This is a genomic window from Pseudoalteromonas shioyasakiensis, from assembly GCF_001550135.1.
In the GTDB taxonomy this organism is placed as follows: Bacteria; Pseudomonadota; Gammaproteobacteria; order Enterobacterales; family Alteromonadaceae; genus Pseudoalteromonas; species Pseudoalteromonas shioyasakiensis.
In genome coordinates this window covers 146,029-163,564 of record NZ_LRUE01000018.1, presented here as the reverse complement: position 1 = coordinate 163,564, position 17,536 = coordinate 146,029, and the positions used below count along the sequence as shown (strand labels likewise).

Below are 17,536 nucleotides of genomic sequence, written 5' to 3'. Positions count from 1 at the left end.
CTTAGTCTCCTTTGTTCAGTGTGCCTTCAAACTTTGGGAGCGGTCGTTGCTCAGCCTGAGCTTGTGAGCTGACCTTTCCATTTTCAGAAATATCCTTAATCAGCCATTCCATTTCTTTTATTTCTTTTCGTTGGGCTTTAATAATACCATTTGCCAATTCACGCACGCGTACATCCTCCAAAGTTGAATGCTCACTAGTAAGAATAGCAATGGAGTGATGAGGAATCATCGCTTTCATGTAGGCAGTGTCAGAAATTGTGCTTTGAGAGCGAACAAGATAAAGACATATGGCGAACAGTATTGTCGCCAATAGAAAAATAGCCATGTTGAGCTTCTTGTTACTGTACATGCCAAGCATAAAGGCCAGCATGATCATTGCCATACCTGCTCCCATATACAACGCCATATAGATACGCGTTTCACTAAACCATATATGTGATACTGCGTAAGTGTTGAGATACATCATGACAAACATAGCAATGGTTGAGGTGATGATCATTGCAGCAAATCTTGAGTATTTCATAAGTAATCCTTACATTGATAGTGTAAATATTTCCCACTGTTAGCCTATTATTCTCTACATGTGGTCATGTTCTCGAAAAATTGCAAGTAATGAGCCAGTATCAATAAGAGTATTTGTAATACGATTGACTCAATTTCAGCGCAATTATTGTGAATCAGTACTAATCTACACATTTCGGTGTAAGAGTTTATGGGCAAAAAATCTTCTTTGAAGGAGATCAAATCAGCTTATATTTAGAGTTTGAGTTTTGAACTTGTGATAGACACAGGCGGAATTGGCTTTAGTTAACAATCTAATGTGGGAACTCAAAGTACTACAAGCTGAGCTTCAACAAATGTAAGCTCGTGTACAAGTGAAGACACAGTTAAAGCATGTGGAAGAATTAATCTTGATAGTTAGAGTTGTCATTTATTTCACTTTTTAAATGAACGAATATTGATCTTTTATCTCGTTCATGTCCGAAAGCTAAAAGTTTCCTACACATGAAAGTGGTTTTGCAAGAGTATCTACTAGAGAACAAGATTTGAATGCTCAACTGTTCAGTTGGGCTATTATGGTTGTAAAAAAATATTATAAGGCAATGTGTCTGGTACTTCGGTTAGAAATGAAAAAAGTTAAAGAAGCTAATCGATTTCATCAGGTAGGGTGATGAGGTAATAGTTACTCGCCTTGATCGGCTAGGCCGATCATTAAAGTCTATTCTTGAGGACATTGAAAGTACTCACAAACGGGGCGATTGTTCAAAGATTATTAATGGTTCTGTCAGTACAAAAAATGATAATCCGTTTACCAGTTTCATTCATAATCTGCGCAATTAGCAATAATGACGTGCGTTCATAACGGTCATAAAGAGCAATCCCCCTGCGCTGAAATAATGCTTATTCCTTCATTGGATATAAGCGAACAGCTTAAGTTAAATGAAATTACTCAAATTACCTTATTAAACTTGTCACAGGGAGAGCATGAGTTTCATTGTCAGATACAAATGTATCGCGGCGTCTTAAAAGTAATTTAGTTTTAAATAGGTCTTTTTACACACCTGAACGAGCAAAAGTAACTTAACAAAAGGCTTCTCGAAAACATTACGAGAAGCCTCTAAATTAAAGTTAAGATTTGTATTTACTGTAAACAATTCTATATAGAACAGGCAAAACAACTAAAGTAAGTAAAGTAGAGGAAATAATCCCTCCAATTACCACCGTTGCTAATGGCCTCTGAACTTCAGCCCCAGTTCCGACGTTTAATGCCATAGGAATGAAACCTAAGCTAGCAACCAAAGCGGTCATTAATACAGGGCGAAGCCTGATAGTTGCACCTTCGATAATTGAGTTTATTAGCTCTCCTGTTTCAAGTAATCGCTGTTTAATGAATGACAGCATCACCAGTCCATTTAATACAGCTATCCCTGAAAGAGCGATAAATCCAACAGCAGCAGAAATTGAAAGAGGCATGTCTCTTAACCACAAAGCCAATACGCCGCCTGTAAGTGCTAAAGGCACACCACTAAATATGATCAGGGCATCTTTTATTGAACTAAATGCTATGACAAGCAGTGTCAAAATTACAAACAATGTGGCAGGTACTACGATGGATAATCTTTGCGTTGCACTCTCAAGTTGCTCAAATGTTCCGCCGTACTCAAGCCAATAACCAGCAGGCAATTCAACATTTTGTTGAATTTTTTGCTGTGCCTCTTGTACGAATGAGCCTAGATCTCGGTTTCTAACATTTGCTGTAATTACAATTCGTCGCTTACCATTTTCTCGGCTTATTTGACTTGGAACTGTCGTATAATTTAACTCTGCAACTTCGCTTACAGGTACAAACTCACCACTTTCTGTCGCGATTGGCAAATTACCTAGCTGATCAAGGTTGGCTCTCAACAGCTCAGGATATCTAACTACAATTTCAAATCGACGATCACCTTCGAATATTAACCCTGCGCCTTCACCTGACACGACTGTTTTTAACCAAGACTGTAAGTCGCTTGCATCCAACCCGTATAGCGCTAATGCTTCAGGCTTGGGGTTAACGGTAAAGATAGGCACGTCATCAACTTGTTCGAGCCGCGCATCAGCAACACCTGAAATTGTATTGAGTGTAGCCAAAACTTCTTGTGCAGAAATGACAAGTTGGGATAGATCATCACCGTAGAGCTTAATCCCTAAATCAGCTCTTACTCCGCTAATTAATTCGTTAAATCGCATCTGAATTGGTTGAGTAAACTCATAATTATTGCCGGGAATAGAGCTGAGATCTTTTTCCAGCCTTTCAACAAAATCCTCTTTCGTTAAATTAGGGTCGGGCCATTGCTCTCTCGGCTTTAATATCAGAAAAGTATCAGTCACATTTGGCGGCATCGCGTCTGTCGCAACTTCTGCTGTGCCCGTTTTTGAAAACACCGTAACAACTTCATCATATTTCATAATTTGTTGTTCAAGTACCTTCTGCATTTCTACAGCTTGGTCAATACCCGTGCCCGGAATACGCATCGCGTGCAGTGCAATGTCACCTTCATTAAGTTGAGGAACAAATTCAGATCCTAATTTACTACCAAGTAATATGCTAAATGTCACAAGTAAAGCAGCGCCGCAAACAACTAGCCAACGTAGTTTTAAAGCCCACTTCAAAACAGGACTATAAACTGACTTAGCGCCGACAATTACTGGACTTTCTTTTTCGCTGATTTTGCCTTTCAAGAATAAAGCAACCGCAGCGGGGACTAGCGTGAAGGTAAATACCATTGCAGACAATAGAGCGATTATCACCGTTGCGGCCATCGGATGAAACATTTTGCCCTCGACACCCGATAAGGTAAACAAAGGTAAATAGACAATCGTTATGATCAATACGCCAAAAACACTAGGTCGTATAACCTCATTGGTAGCAGAATAAACAATGTCTAGGCGTTCTTTCAGGGAAATGACAGAACTATTTCGTTTTTGGCTTTCTGCTAACCGCCTAATGCAGTTCTCAACGATTATTACCGCGCCATCGACAATCAATCCAAAATCTAAGGCTCCCAGACTCATTAAATTCGCAGAGACTTTGCTTTGAACCATGCCCGTGATTGTTGCCAACATTGCCAAAGGAATTACTGCGGCGGTAATCAAAGCGGCGCGTATGTTACCCAGTAATAGGAACAATACGAAGATAACCAGTAATGCACCTTCAATAAGATTTTTCTGTACGGTGCTAATTGCTTTATCAACCAGAGTTGTCCTGTCATATAAGGGAACTATGGACACGCCTTGAGGTAAACTGTTTTGGATTTCACTAAGCTTGTCACCAACAGCCAATGCCACCGAGCGTGAATTTTCTCCTACCAGCATCATTGCGGTGCCAATCACACTTTCCTTGCCTTCCAGTGATGCAGCTCCTGTCCTTAGCTCTTTTCCTATCGCAACTTCGGCGACATCTTTAACTTTTACAAGTGTGCCGTCGTCGCTTTTTATAATGACGTTTTGGATGTCTTGAATAGATTGCAACTGAGCTTGTGAACGAACAAGAATTTGCTGTCCGCTTCTTTCGATGAATCCAGCCCCTTGATTTGCATTATTTCGCATTATTGCATTTGATAGTGCTTCACTGGTAATACCGAAGTGCAACATCCTTAACGGATCGGGATTGATATGGTATTGCTTTTTATAGCCACCAATTGCATTGATTTCCGTAATCCCTTTAACCAATGCAAGTTGTGGTTTCACTACCCAGTCATGGATCTCCCTTAACGCCATCGCATCATAGGGTAAGCCATTATTCTGCTTTGCACTTTCGTCGGCAGTTATACTGTACATGTATATTTCACCGAGGCCCGTAGCAATTGGTCCCATTTCTGGTTCAATGCCAAACGGTAGTTGCTCCTTAATTGCGCTAAGTCGCTCATTGATTAGGTTTCTGGCAAAATACAAATCTGTGCCTTCTTCAAACACAACAGTCACTTGCGACAGGCCATATCGAGAAAGTGAACGGGTATAATCCAGCTTAGGTAAACCTGCCAAGCCCGTTTCGACGATAAACGTAATCCGTTGCTCTGTTTCCAAAGGTGAATAACCTTGAGCCTGCGTGTTTATTTGTACCTGTACATTGGTTATATCTGGCACAGCGTCAATAGGTAGCTTCTGATAGTTCCATATTCCTAAAGCGATGATAAACAAGGCCATAAGCAACATAGTACCACGTCTACGGATAGATAATTCTAGTATCCAAGCGATCATATTTTCACCTCGATAATACTGAAGCCAATATGTAGAGGACAAAAAGGTCGGAGATTAGTGTTCATGTCCAGCCTCCGATTTTTTTAGATCAGCAACTAGCAGATAACTGTTCTTTACAACCACACTTTCGCCGACGTTCAAACCGTCGATGATAGCAATATTGATAGCGTCTGAAGCGCCAGTTTTTACGGCGCTAGGGTGGTATTCATTGCCTTCTTTAATAAAAACAACATCTTTGCCTTCAAACTCTTGAATGGCTCCTTTTGGCACAACAACTGGAGCAGAGTGTTGACTGGTCGTAACCGCACCTTTAATTACAGTGCCAAGCGGCCACTTGTTGGTTTTGTTATCCAATTTTACAAATGCCAATGAGTATGGCTTGTCGTTTAGTGATGGTGTTAAATAGCTAATTTGCGCACTTTGATTAAATTCAGTGCTATGAATTAGCACCTGCTGGTTAGCGTTAACCTTACTTAGCTGAGTAGGAAACACTGATAGTTGTGCCCAAACCACGTCAAAATTGGCTATTGTCAGCAAGTTTTCACCATTTGTAAGCTCGCCAATATTGGCTTGCCTAGCGACTATACGCCCAGACATTGGTGCTTTTATCGAATATTGATTTAAGCTCTCATTGGATTCAATCACTACCAACGTTTCACCTTTTTTGACCTCTTCGCCGAGATTGACTTTTACTTCCTTAATAACACCATCGAATCTAGCGTTAACGTGCGCAAGTGAGGCAGGATCGGCAACGATTTTTCCATATACAACTTCTTCGTTATGAATAACACCGCTAGTTGCTGCTACTGTTTCAATGCTGTTTTGTTTAGCCATCTCAACAGACATAGAGACTATTTCATCTTTGTGTTCTTCACTGGCTGAGGTCGTGATGGAGGTGAAACCAATTACAGCAACAAGCATTAATTTGAAAAGGCTGATTGGTGAATTTAATATATTTTTCTTTTTCATGATTAATTCTCAATAAAGCTTGAAAGTTGGCTTTCTGTATTGCCGGAAGAAATTAATGGAATGCCTGATAAGGACTCAATGGAGGCGCTTTGTTTGTGAACCTCACTTGCGGCAAAAATAAGCGCATATTGCATCTCAATAAGCTCTTTTTGAACTGAAACTAGCTCTAAATAACTAAAGCGCCCGTCCGAATAGGCTTTTTGCACTAATGACAAAGCACTTTCTTGAGGCGGAATAATACTGGTTTGTAAGGTTTCAACCGTAAGGCGAGCCTCTTCCTGAGCCGCATAAAATGTCGCTAATTGGCTGTAAATTGCTCGCTCACTGGCTTTCCGTTGCTGCTCAACTTCATCGAGTTTTGCTTTTTGAGATTGATAGCTGCCTCTATTTCTATCACTCGTAAACAGAGGGACGCTAATTCCTGCAACCAACGCAGTCTCATTGCTACCTTCAAGTCTTTTCACACCTGCGCTCCACGTTATATTAGCGTGGCTTTGTGCGTTGATTGATTGTAATTGAGCTTGCTGAATTCTCGATTGCTCTGCATAAGCTAATATATGAGGACTTTGAGAAAGTTGAGCCATGATGTATTCGAGTGATATTGTTTTGGGAAGTGCAAATAAATCGCCTGATACACGAGAGAATTGCGGTGATTGTTCTCCCCACATAATAGCTAACTTACGAACACTGGCCTCTAACTGCTTGGAAATGGTTAGCGTCTTTAGTCGAGCTGTTGCTAAAGCTGCATCAGCTCGTTTTTGCTCTGATGACGGTGCCGAACCAACACGAACTTTTTTGGAGACAGTTTGATAGGTTTCTCGTGCTAGCTTTTCTGCATTTTCATTGACGAGCATGATTTGCTGTAACGTCAAAACATCGATATAGCGAGCTGCTACTTCACCCAAAATATCGAGTGTTTGTATTCTTTTTTCAACAGCTATTGCTTGCTGTTGGGCATTAACATAAAGCTTTCTGCTATTTACCTTATCTCCCAATTCCACCACGGAAGATATTGATAAGGTAAGTTCAGCGTCGCTGAATCCAGATACATCACCTGTACCTGCAAAGTTTTCCAATTCAGCGCTGACGTTATATTCAGGTTTTAACCCTGCGGTAGCTAACTCGCCGTCTAAACGCTTTTGTTTGTATTTAAAAGCTGTTAGCTGTGGGTTGTTTGCAAGTGTTCGTTGTATTGCCTCTGACAATGAAACTGAATCAACAGTTAAGTCATTTGCAAATACATTATTAGTTGTCACTAAAAACGACAACAGAAGCAACCGTTTTACTTTCTTCCAAGCAAGTACGGGGGCCTTAAAATAAGACATATTCATATTTTGTCCTGTTTATTTTATGAAACGAGCGTTGGCTTCACCGCCTAACGCGCCAATTAAATAAAAGGACTAACTTTTGGGAGGTCGAAGTAATCTGGAAGGGGGAGCTTCAATGACTACTTTTAAATAATCAAATACCTGACTTGATTTGAAATCAATGTCTCTACTGATGTAAACATGCGTAGCAAACTGTACATGCGAGCCATTGCAGTGTCCGCAATGATGACAATCAGCGGGGTTGTGTTGGTCATTATCTGCTGATGATTGTATTAATTTTTCAGAAGAAATGTGGTCATCTAAAGCATGAACATGCTCGGTTTTTATATGCTCGGAATCAACAATATGAACATCAGCAACTTTTGCCACAGCAGAAAATGACTGAAGTAATATCAGCACTATCATGATGTATGCAGGGAATTGTTTAATATTCATTTCGTTTCAACTATCTCTTAGTTATGCCAATGTTAACACTATCGTTTAGCTTGCGTCACGACATTGCTCGTCTATGAACTCTATTTCAATTGTTGTATGAGCAAAATCAAACTCTTTAAGCTCCTGTCGCAACTCTAGCTTGTACGATTTCAGCTCTTCGTTAGATATTTCAGTGTTTAAAACAATATGGGCGGTTAAAACGTTGTGTTCACCATCAAGTGACCAGATGTGTAAGTGATGTACTTCACCCACAATGGCTTTAGAAACTATTTTCGATTTAATATTTTCAATAAGATCAATATCTGGTGTCGCTTGCAAGAAGAGCATAAGTGTCGTTTTCAGTGTTCTTACAACATTAAATAAAATAAAAAGGGTAAACCCAATTGATAAAATAGGATCGAGTATGGGCCATTCAACAAACATCAATACGATTGATACAATAAATATAGCTATCCAACCTAAAACGTCTTCAAGCAAGTGCCAGTTTAAAACTCGTTCATTTAAGGTCTTTCCATGACTTAGCTTATAGGCAGCGTAACCGTTTACCACCATGCCAAAAATAGCTAATAAAAGCATTCCTTCGACTTGAGGCATTTCGGGGTTAGCTAATCTTGGTATGGCCTCAATTAGTATAAAAACAGAACCAACAGTTAATACCAAACCGTTAATCAATGCGCCAAGCAATGAAAAGCGCTTGTAACCATATGAAAACTGGCTAGAGGCAGGCTTGTTACTGAGCTTATTTAATCCCCATGCGGTGCCTATGGAGATGCTATCTCCTAAATCATGGATAGCATCTGCCATGATTGCCGTACTATTGGTTAACCAACCTCCGATAAATTCGATGATGGTAAACGTGAGGTTTAGAAAAAAAGCCCAGCCAATGCGTCTCGAAGCGTCCTCATCATTGTGAGGGTGATCATGACCGTGAGAGTGGTTATGCATGTTGAGCCTCGGCGGTTACATTTTTTCTTCTAAGCCTTTGTACATTCCAATTAATGATATGACGGATAAAGTTTTGGTACGCCCAACGTTTAATACCCGTTAGATTGGTTCCCTGCTCAGCATAGAATTCATCGGGTGAGTCATAAAAGCCAAAGTCGTCGTGTATGCCTTCTTTTTGAATATAAGTATCTTTACCAACCCAGTTCGTCTCTGGGTTACTTATGCAGGTAGTAGCTATTCCATAACCACAAAAATTATCTTTAGCTTGACTGAATTTGGATTGAATTGAACTTAGGTAAGCTTCGTCGAGAATGAAGCCTTCTAAATTGATCCACTTACCTTCATAGAGCACTTCTACCCAGCTATGGATAATGGATTTTGGGGCAAGCCAAAATACATAAGAAGGAATAGCGCCTTTCTGAAGCTGTTGGTCAATCGTGAAACCATGAAATCGGCACTGAATACCAAGCGCTCGGAATAGAGCCATTAACAAGTTTCCCTTGGTATTGCACTGTCCATAGCCATCCGCTAAAACTTCACTCGCAGATATATCATCGCTGCGGTTGTAACCAAACTGAATCTCATCTTTAACAAAGGTGTAAGCAGCTCCTATTGTGTTGTATTCATCCATTGTATTCCAATTCCGATCTGCTATTAGAGATTGGATGCTGTGATCATCTAAGTCTAATATTTGTGTTTTCTCTAAATAATTAGCACTCATTATCCATCTCCTTTAAGAACATGATTTTGATTTACTTCCACTACAGCTATTGTTTTCGCTTGTTAACTCTGCGTTGCTCAGCTCTTTCTTCGCATCAGTAATAATCAGGTAAGCCCCTCTTAAAATTAGGGTTGCAATCACACTACCAATCACAATGTCAGGCCAGCGAGAATCAAGTAGCATCACTAAAACACCAGCAGCAATGACCCCCAAGTTTGCGATCACATCGTTGGCTGAAAATATCCAGCTTGCACGCATATGGACTTCACCATTGCTTTGCATTCTGATTAAAACTAAACAAATGACGTTTGCTATTAATGCTACAAAACCAAAGCCGATCATGAACCAAGAGTGAGGCTCACCTTCTCCGAGTCTTCTTACTATGTCAAAGATTACCAGTATTCCGAGTGTCAGCTGAAAGTAACCGCTGATAAGGGCTGCATTGGCTTTATGCTTTAAAGATCGGCTCACGGCATATAGAGCAATACCATAGACAATTGCGTCAGCCAGCATATCCATTGAATCTGCTATCAAAGCCGTTGAGTTTGCATATAGGCCCACAGTAATCTCAACGCAGAACATAACCGCATTAATACCTAGCAACCAATACAGCACATGTTTTTGTTTCGCATCTTTTAGTTCGACTTCGCAACCACAACCACTCATTGCACGGCCTTAGTTATTTGCTTGATAACTTAACTATAAAGTCTATAGTGACTATAGAGTCAAGATTTAGGACTAAAGTTTTATGAAGATAGGTGAACTTTCAAAAACGACAGGGTGTTCGATACAAACAATTCGGTATTACGAGAAAGAAGGGTTGCTTTCAACTCCTGAACGTACTGAAGGGAATTACAGGTTATACGGTGAACGGGCTTTAAAAGAATTAGAGTTTATAAAGCATTGCCGAAGTTTGGATATCCCTCTAACAGATGTTAAACGCCTTATGGAACTGAAAAATAAGCCAGAAGAAAGCTGTGCAAGTGTTAATAAGCTCATTGCTCAACAATTGGCCTTAGTTAACAATCGAATGAGAGAACTCAAAGCACTAAAAGCTGAGCTTCAACAAATGGCAAGTTTGTGTACAACTGAAAACACCATTGAAGCGTGTGGAATAATTAAGTCACTTGATAGTTAGAATTGTCATTCATTTTCTATCCGTGTTGTGTACGAATAACTATATTTTATTACGTTCATGTACGAAATTTATTTAATGTACTTTCGTTCACTTGATTGTTAAGATGTACGAAAGTTACAGGTTTCGTACATATGAAAGTTGGTTTTGCAAGAGTCTCAACTAAAGAGCAAGATTTAAATATTCAACTGTCCAAGTTGGACGCTCATGGCTGTGAAAAAATATTTCAAGGAAAACAGTCAGGTGCTTCCATTAGAAATGAAGAAAAGCTAAAGGAACTCATCGATTTTATCAGGGAGGGTGATGAGGTAATTGTTACTCGCCTTGATCGGCTAGGCCGATCATTAAAGTCTATTCTTGAGGCTATTGAAAGTATCCACAAAAAGGGGGCTTGTTTAAATATTATCGACGGCTCTCTCAATACTAAAAATGATAATCCGTTTGCCACCGCCATGATCAACCTATGTGGAGTATTCGCTCAACTTGAGCGGGATCTTATAAAAGCCAGAACCGCAGAAGGTCGCGAAGAAGCGAAGGCTAAAGGCAAACATATGGGTAGGTTGCCTGCTTTATCAGACAAACAAGCGAAAGAATTATATAAAGATAAATTAAATGGTGAATCGATCTCTGCATTAGCGAAGAAATATTCTGTTAGCCGCCCGACGGTTCATCGAACTATTGAAAGAATGGAACAAAAAAATAATAAATAAAAGGAGATGTTATGTGGTCTGATAAAGAGTCAAAAATTGACTTCTTAAACTTTAATGAAACGGCTGAGTCGATTAAAGATCTTATCACTGAAAAGGAATTAATGCCTATTAGTATAGGTGTCTTTGGTGATTGGGGCGCTGGAAAATCCACGATTCTTGAACTTACCAAAGCATCTTTGGAAACTGATGAACAAGAATATATACAAGTGCATTTCGATGCATGGACTTTCCAAGGATACGATGACGCTAAAGCAGCGCTATTAGAAACAATTGCATCTACTTTAGTAAAAAAAGCAGCAGACGATAAAAATCTAAGTGCAAAAGCAATAGAGTTTGCTGGACGAATAGATAAGATCAGACTGATGGGACTGCTAATGGATGGTGGTGCAGCATTAGCTGGTATACCGACTATGGGTGGTATACAGAAGATCATGGGACTATTCAGTGGTGGTGACGATGGTGAACTTGATGTTGATGATGTAAAAGGTGCTGTCGATGGCGCTAAGGATGTTGCGAAGAAAAACAAAGGTTTGATCAAAGATAAGAAATCATTCTCACCTCCTAAAGAAATTAAAGAATTCCGAAAAGCATATTCTGATCTGTTAAAGGAGTTTGATAAGCCACTTATTGTCTATGTCGATAATTTAGATCGCTGCTCTCCATTTAATGCCATTTCAACACTTGAGGCGATCAGATTATTTCTATTTTTACCAAATACCGCATTTGTCATTGCCGCCGATGAAGACATGATCCGTTTGGCAGTACCTGAATATCACAAAGGTGCATCTCAACGACATCAAACTGATTATTTAGACAAGCTTATTCAAATTCCTGTGCATGTACCAAGGCCCGGTGTTCTTGAGATAAGGGCATATTTAATGATGCTCACCGCTCAAGACCACGGAGTGACAGATGCTCAGTTAGAAGCGATAAGATGTGCCCTTGAAGAATCATTAAGGCTTTCTTGGAAACAACCACAAATTACCGTTGATGAGCTTCTTCAGGATCACGATATCGAAAAGCATTCAGGACTCAGAAGCAAATTTGTAGTTGCTGAACAGTTAGCTCCACTATTAGCTGAATCCACAAACATTAACGGTAACCCTCGCATAGTTAAGCGATTACTCAATCAAGTTAAGATGAGAAAGAAAACGGCTCACCGTCGAGGAATGCAGCTTGACGAGAAAACTATCACTAAGCTGGTAATTTTTGAGAGGTGCTTAGGCACTCAGGCTACTAACAAGCTTTATGAATTAATTGATAAGGAAAACGGATATCCAAAAGTTTTAGCGGATCTCGAAAATTCAGAAGTTGAATTTGATGAAATAAAGTTACCTGAAGAGTGGAAACTCGACCTAGCTTTTATTGATAAATGGTCAAAATTACCTCCAATGTTTACTGAGATGGATTTGACCCCAGCGGCATACCTTAGCCGAGAAAGCATTCCAATGGGTGCTGTTAATGCGGTAATGTCGGGAGCTGCTCAAAAACTTGTAGAAGAATTAATGAAGCAAAAGGTAAGGGTCAGTGGCGTTAACTCTACTGCGATTACCACAACTCCGAAGGAAGAGTACATGTCAGTCATGGATGGTTTGATTGAAAACTTTAAGTTGATTGGTGATTGGACCGAAAAACCAACAGGCATCTATGGAGCCGTGTTACTTGCCAAGCAGGATGATAAATGTTGCTTAAGTCTTCTTACATTCTTAAAAAGCTTGCCTCGTCAAAGGTGGCTCAATCCAATCTTAAAAGAACTAGAGGGAATTAAGTAATATGGGTACGTCCGCATCGTCTACAGGACCGAATAACAAGAGTCCGCTAATTCCATCTTGGGCAGAGCAAGGAGATCCCGTCACAATAGAGCCTGCATCAGGTACTGATGGGGATGATCAAACTGGTTCTGATAACAATCAATCTGATGATCAGAATGACCATACCAACGATATTGACAATGACAAGGTTCAACAAGAAATCGGTGGTTCGCCAACAGCAACGCCACCTCCAAATAGGTTTGCCAGCGCCAGAAGAGCATTTGGTAAATATGCACAAACAGGTGGCTCAACCTCAGATCTAAGGCGTTCATTAAAAAGTTACTCTAGAAAAGGCTCTGGCGGAGGTAAAAGCACAAGCCGGAGACTAGCAAGCGGTATAACGGCTGGTTCTGGATTGCTTGGTGTCATGCGTGGCGACACCGTAACGGTTAATAATCAAAGCTTATCATTAGGTGATCTAACTGGGTTATCGACTGACCAAGCAATTGACAAAATTGCTAGTCATTTGGCACCTGATAATGCCGATTCGGATGCTGTAAGAGTTGCGTTGGATTACGCACTAGAGGAAGCATTACCCGATACAGAAGAATTTGACCCAAACAGTTTTACTGACGAAGTTATTCAAGAAGCCATAGGCTGTTATTTAACAGATCTTATTTTTCAGGATGTGGTTGAAGGCATGGGCAGAGCTTGGTTTCATGTTGAGCCTGCAAGTAAGCATCATCAAATGGAAGTAGAATTAAGGGAATTAATAAAAGTGATCACACAAGAGCAGTTAGACAAAGTAACTAATGGCAACCCTAGTACTATTAGCAAGGAAAATATTACTAAAATTCAAGCTGATGCAATTGCAATGACAGTGGATGAATGGGAGAGTTTTGATGACTAATTTTTATTTTAACCATGACCCAGCTAACTTGCCTGATTTTTCTGAAGACTGTCATCCTGTCCAAATGTTTCACACGCATCAAAATGACATCACTAAGCACAGCTTAGTGTCAAAACAACTACTACAAACAGTTCGTGATTTAGGATTGCATGTAGATGCTGATGCAATAGATCTGATAACAATTGCAACCGCCGTTACCGCCGCTGATACATTTGAATTGAGGGATAATGCAGAAAATGCATGGGCTAGAAAAATGCACTTGCATGTTCCTGTTACCGATGAGGATATGTGGAATACTGTTGAGCCTGAACTAAGTTCTTTGCTCAACTTTCTAACGGGCGATCAATGGCAGTTTACTTTTGAAAAAACAACTATGCCGATGCCGACTCCTAAAACAAGTGAGCAAGCGAAAGCAAAAGCAAAATCATTAATTGGACTCAACTCAGTCTGCCTTTTTTCAGGAGGTCTTGATAGCGCAGTTGGTGCAATTGACATTTTAAACGGAGAGTCAGCCTTAAAACCGCTTTTGGTTAGTCACGCTTATCGTGGTGATGGCGCAAAACAGGAAGATATTAAGCAATTATTGTCCCCGCCATTCGGCGAATTGCCCTATTCAATGTCTCCTCATATTATCAAGCAGTTAGAAGGTAAAACTGACATTAGCATGAGGGGAAGAAGCTTCAACTTCCTAGCTATGGCGGTACTTGGTATATCAGCCTTAAGAAATGCTAATTGCGATAGCAGTATTGAAACTATTGTCGTCCCTGAGAATGGCTATATTTCTATAAATCCACCGCTTACCAGAAGACGGATTGGTAGCCATAGTACTAGAACTACTCATCCTAATTTTCTAAGCAGGCTTGAATCTTTGCTTAGAGACACTGGGTTTCATGTCAAATTTGTAAACCCCTATCAATTCAAAACTAAAGGTGAAATGTTAGCGGAATGTGTTGATCAAGACGCAATTAGAAAAGCAGTTCCTCTGAGTGTTTCTTGTAGTCATTGGCACAGAGAGCATAAACAGTGTGGGCATTGTGTACCTTGCCTTATTCGAAGAGCGTCAGTTTTTCATGCTGGTTTTACACAAGATGCGCCATACAAGACAAAGCGGTTGAGAGGTCTTATTAAAGAAAAAGATACTCGCGATGATCTCCAAGCGGTTCAAACTGCCATTATTAGATTGAAACAATCAGATAACTATCGTTCTTGGCTTCGAAAGTCAGGACCAATACCACAAGAAAAAGATATACGAGAAAAATTAGAATCAACTATTAAGCGAGGATTGGCAGAGGTTGAATTATTTCTCCAAGCGGATAAATCATCATGATGGATCTTCATTGCCATGTTGATTTATATCCAGATTATCAAGAGGTATTGAACGACATAAAAAGCAGTAATTATTACGTGCTATCAGTAACTACGGTGCCGTCAGCTTTTGAAGGTACTGTCCAGTTAACAAGTGACATAAAACACTGTAAAACGGCTTTGGGTCTGCACCCTCAACTTGCTCATTTAAGGAAAAATGAACTACCTCTATTCGATAAGCTAGTTGATAGAACTAGATATATTGGAGAAATTGGGCTGGATGGCTCAAAAGGTTATGCTGATTACTTTGATGATCAATTAGAGGTTTTTACGCATATTTTGAAAAAATGTGAAGGCTTTGATAACAAAATATTAACTATCCATAGTCTTAATGCGACAGGTGAAGTACTTGAACAACTTAAGTTATACCCCGATGCTGGTACTTCTATTCTTCATTGGTTTTTAGGTACTAAGAAGCAAGTTCTAGAAGCCGTCGAGCTAGGCTGTTTCTTTTCTATTGGGCCAGCCATGCTTACTTCAGCCAGAGCTAAAAAAGTAATATCGTGGATACCTCAAGATAGGATTTTACTCGAAACTGATGGCCCTTTCGCCAAAGTGGCGGGGAATATTCTGTTTCCTTCAAGTGTTGGCACTGTTACTGAATATCTGGCTGAAATTTGGTGTAAAAATAAGGCTTCGATAATTGAGCAACTGTCAGCAAACCTTAGGTGTTTAACATCAGTCAAGTAACTAATTATACGTCACGTAATCTTATAACAATTTTATTCAGGTTTAATCGATTTGTTTGAAGTATTTGTATTAGCTATAGCACTCAGTATGGACGTGTTTGCAGTATCCATAGGCTTAGGTTCTAAAAAAGTAGCAAATGCTGAAAAACTCTTTATTAAAGCCGTTGCTTATTTTGGATTTTTCCAAGGCTTTATACCTCTTTTAGGCTATTACAGCGGTAAAGGATGATCATCTTGGATTGAAGATTATGCACCTTGGATAGCTTTTATTTTGCTATTATTTATCGGTGGCAAAAATGATTTATGAGTCCCAATCTGAAGGAATTGAAGAAGATATTGCTAATGTTACTCATCGTGTGCTATTTGTTCTTGCTATTGCCGCCAGTATTGATGCAATGGCGGCAGGTTATGCAATCACATTGCTTGAGGTAGACATAGCCGTAGCTTGCTTGATAATAGGCGTCACGACGTTTGCCTTTAGCTAGATTGGTGTGAATATCGGCGAAAGAAGTGGCGTATGGCTGGAGTCTAAAGCTGAACTATTTGGTGGTTTAGTGTTAATCGCAATCGCATTTAAGATATTACTTGGTTGGCACAGAACCACCGAATACTAGGCTACTTACCTGAGCAACATGCATTGCCTTCTTGAATAGGAGGACACTTAACTGTTCCATAAGAGCAGTAAACGCAACAATCACCTTTGAACGGTTTAAGTAGTGCTTTACAGCTTTCGCATTCGTAATACCATTGGCAAGCGTTTGTAGGCATGGTTTCAACTTTGCTAAATCCACATTCAGGGCAAGTTATCTTAGATTTTAATTCTATACCTTGCATACTGGTTCCTTAATGGGCTTAACAATATCTAAAATAGACATTACGACCATCCAAATGATCCCAAAGTAAAATAAGTAAGTGCTCCAGTCGTATTGCCATAAAGGATAAAGGGTCAGCAATACTGCAATTGGGCCAATGACACTTAAAATGCCTCTTAATGACTCTCGATGTTGATACCAATTATAGAAATTAACTAACAACGCTAGTGAAGCAAATAATGGCAATAAGGTGTTCACCGCTATCCCTTCAAAATGTGAAAGAAAACCTAACCCAAGCGCAGATGCCAATGAGCCGAGCGCAGGAAAACATGCTGTGCAACTAAGGGCGGCTAGCCAAACGCCACCAGAACCTACTTTATCTAGAATTTTATTGATCATAACTATCTACCTCAATTTTTAAGGTAGTATAAACTCCGTACATAAGTACGGGGTCAATAGCTATTTAAGTGAATTTATTACCGGGCAGGATTGAGGGTCTTGATTGGCCTTGCAAGAATCTGTCATATCTTGAATTACTTTCTCTAACCGCTGTAAATCAGCAATTTTATTACGGATGAGATTAAGTTTTTGCAATCCCATCGATTCTATATCAGCGCAACTGCTACTTAGTGACATCAGTGATTCAATTTCTTTCAGCGTAAACCCTAATGCTTTAGCTTTCAGAATAAATTTGAGTTGATTAGCGTGTGTCTCGTCATACTTTCGATAACCTGATTCGGGTTTTGGAGGCTGCTCTATTAAACCTTGGCGCTCATAAAAGCGGATCGTTTCAACATTGATATCTAAATCTTTTGCCAGTTTTCCAATGGTTCTCATAAACATACTCTTTAGAAGCAGAGACATCATTATACAATTAATGCGGATTGCCTAAACTCAATTTTATTGCATGAACGGGGTCGCTAAGCGTCCGCTTTGTAGAATTAAGTTCACATATCCAGATCACTCTGACCGTCTCTTGTTCGCTCTTGCTGCCTGTCAGGTGAAGTCTAAACCTAATCAACAAAA

19 protein-coding genes and 1 pseudogene are annotated in these 17,536 nt (G+C 39.8%); 9 read left to right on the top strand and 11 right to left on the bottom strand.

The annotated features are described in order from the left end of the window. Position 1 precedes the first annotated feature (1 nt). A complete protein-coding gene (locus PASHI_RS14590) occupies positions 2 to 523 on the bottom strand; it encodes a DUF305 domain-containing protein (RefSeq protein WP_008109672.1) in 522 nt (173 codons plus the stop codon). A gap of 656 nt (positions 524 to 1,179) precedes the next feature. On the opposite strand from PASHI_RS14590, the gene PASHI_RS22440 reads away from it, so the two are divergent. Beyond that, positions 1,180 to 1,341 carry a recombinase family protein gene (locus PASHI_RS22440; RefSeq protein WP_353956868.1) on the top strand — a complete coding sequence of 54 codons (162 nt, stop codon included), beginning with the start codon at positions 1,180 to 1,182 and terminating at the stop codon, positions 1,339 to 1,341. Between the two features lie 5 nt (positions 1,342 to 1,346). Continuing rightward, positions 1,347 to 1,538 (top strand): cupredoxin domain-containing protein, encoded by a 192-nt coding sequence (locus PASHI_RS21875; RefSeq protein WP_227006812.1) that lies wholly within the window; start codon positions 1,347 to 1,349, stop codon positions 1,536 to 1,538. Between the two features lie 91 nt (positions 1,539 to 1,629). Here PASHI_RS21875 and PASHI_RS14585 read toward each other — a convergent pair whose 3' ends face one another. The 7 genes from PASHI_RS14585 to PASHI_RS14555 all read right to left on the bottom strand — a co-directional run bounded on the left by PASHI_RS14585 (position 1,630) and on the right by PASHI_RS14555 (position 9,804). Continuing rightward, entirely contained in the window at positions 1,630 to 4,740 is a 3,111-nt protein-coding gene (locus tag PASHI_RS14585; RefSeq protein WP_016708236.1) for an efflux RND transporter permease subunit, read from the bottom strand. A 54-nt stretch (positions 4,741 to 4,794) separates the two neighbouring features. Continuing rightward, on the bottom strand, positions 4,795 to 5,709 hold the full coding sequence (locus PASHI_RS14580) for an efflux RND transporter periplasmic adaptor subunit (protein ID WP_016708235.1): 915 nt from the start codon (positions 5,707 to 5,709) through the stop codon (positions 4,795 to 4,797). Positions 5,710 to 5,711: 2 nt separating this feature from the next. Then, the gene (locus PASHI_RS14575; protein WP_029216105.1) at positions 5,712 to 7,040 is read right to left on the bottom strand and encodes a TolC family protein; all 1,329 of its coding nucleotides are present in this window, start codon (positions 7,038 to 7,040) and stop codon (positions 5,712 to 5,714) included. 69 nt (positions 7,041 to 7,109) lie between these two features. Beyond that, positions 7,110 to 7,472, bottom strand: coding sequence for a hypothetical protein (locus PASHI_RS14570; protein WP_016708233.1), 363 nt, complete (start codon positions 7,470 to 7,472; stop codon positions 7,110 to 7,112). A gap of 45 nt (positions 7,473 to 7,517) precedes the next feature. After that, positions 7,518 to 8,417 (bottom strand): cation diffusion facilitator family transporter, encoded by a 900-nt coding sequence (locus PASHI_RS14565; protein WP_016708232.1) that lies wholly within the window; start codon positions 8,415 to 8,417, stop codon positions 7,518 to 7,520. Further along, positions 8,410 to 9,138 carry a transglutaminase-like domain-containing protein gene (locus PASHI_RS14560; protein WP_016708231.1) on the bottom strand — a complete coding sequence of 243 codons (729 nt, stop codon included), beginning with the start codon at positions 9,136 to 9,138 and terminating at the stop codon, positions 8,410 to 8,412. Before PASHI_RS14560 ends, PASHI_RS14565 begins: the two co-directional genes overlap by 8 nt. Before the next feature lie 12 nt (positions 9,139 to 9,150). Continuing rightward, complete coding sequence (locus PASHI_RS14555; protein WP_016708230.1) at positions 9,151 to 9,804, bottom strand: cation efflux transmembrane domain-containing protein; 654 nt, start codon at positions 9,802 to 9,804, stop codon at positions 9,151 to 9,153. An 82-nt stretch (positions 9,805 to 9,886) separates the two neighbouring features. On the opposite strand from PASHI_RS14555, the gene cadR reads away from it, so the two are divergent. From cadR to PASHI_RS14520, 7 genes and pseudogenes are all read left to right on the top strand, one after another. After that, on the top strand, positions 9,887 to 10,276 hold the full coding sequence (gene cadR, locus PASHI_RS14550; protein WP_016708229.1) for a Cd(II)/Pb(II)-responsive transcriptional regulator: 390 nt from the start codon (positions 9,887 to 9,889) through the stop codon (positions 10,274 to 10,276). Between the two features lie 131 nt (positions 10,277 to 10,407). Further along, entirely contained in the window at positions 10,408 to 10,983 is a 576-nt protein-coding gene (locus PASHI_RS14545) for a recombinase family protein (protein WP_062566150.1), read from the top strand. 11 nt (positions 10,984 to 10,994) lie between these two features. Beyond that, complete coding sequence (locus PASHI_RS14540; protein WP_082079326.1) at positions 10,995 to 12,755, top strand: KAP family P-loop NTPase fold protein; 1,761 nt, start codon at positions 10,995 to 10,997, stop codon at positions 12,753 to 12,755. A gap of 1 nt (position 12,756) precedes the next feature. Then, the gene (locus PASHI_RS14535; protein ID WP_016708226.1) at positions 12,757 to 13,644 is read left to right on the top strand and encodes a hypothetical protein; all 888 of its coding nucleotides are present in this window, start codon (positions 12,757 to 12,759) and stop codon (positions 13,642 to 13,644) included. Next, a complete protein-coding gene (qatC, locus tag PASHI_RS14530) occupies positions 13,637 to 14,971 on the top strand; it encodes a Qat anti-phage system QueC-like protein QatC (RefSeq protein ID WP_062566149.1) in 1,335 nt (444 codons plus the stop codon). The genes PASHI_RS14535 and qatC overlap by 8 nt, the downstream gene beginning before the upstream one ends. Beyond that, entirely contained in the window at positions 14,968 to 15,699 is a 732-nt protein-coding gene (gene qatD, locus PASHI_RS14525) for a Qat anti-phage system TatD family nuclease QatD (protein WP_062566148.1), read from the top strand. Before qatC ends, qatD begins: the two co-directional genes overlap by 4 nt. Positions 15,700 to 15,750: 51 nt before the next feature. After that, a pseudogene (locus tag PASHI_RS14520) lies at positions 15,751 to 16,312 on the top strand (manganese efflux pump MntP). A 1-nt stretch (position 16,313) separates the two neighbouring features. On the opposite strand, the gene PASHI_RS14515 reads toward PASHI_RS14520, so the two are convergent. The 3 genes from PASHI_RS14515 to PASHI_RS14505 are packed head-to-tail and all read right to left on the bottom strand — an operon-like array spanning position 16,314 to position 17,347. Further along, positions 16,314 to 16,466: a GDCCVxC domain-containing (seleno)protein gene (locus PASHI_RS14515; protein WP_478212422.1), complete on the bottom strand. Its 153-nt coding sequence runs from the start codon at positions 16,464 to 16,466 to the stop codon at positions 16,314 to 16,316. Between the two features lie 53 nt (positions 16,467 to 16,519). After that, positions 16,520 to 16,909 (bottom strand): organomercurial transporter MerC, encoded by a 390-nt coding sequence (gene merC / locus PASHI_RS14510; RefSeq protein ID WP_016708222.1) that lies wholly within the window; start codon positions 16,907 to 16,909, stop codon positions 16,520 to 16,522. Between the two features lie 60 nt (positions 16,910 to 16,969). Then, positions 16,970 to 17,347 (bottom strand): MerR family transcriptional regulator, encoded by a 378-nt coding sequence (locus tag PASHI_RS14505; protein WP_016708221.1) that lies wholly within the window; start codon positions 17,345 to 17,347, stop codon positions 16,970 to 16,972. Between the last annotated feature and the right edge of the window lie 189 nt (positions 17,348 to 17,536).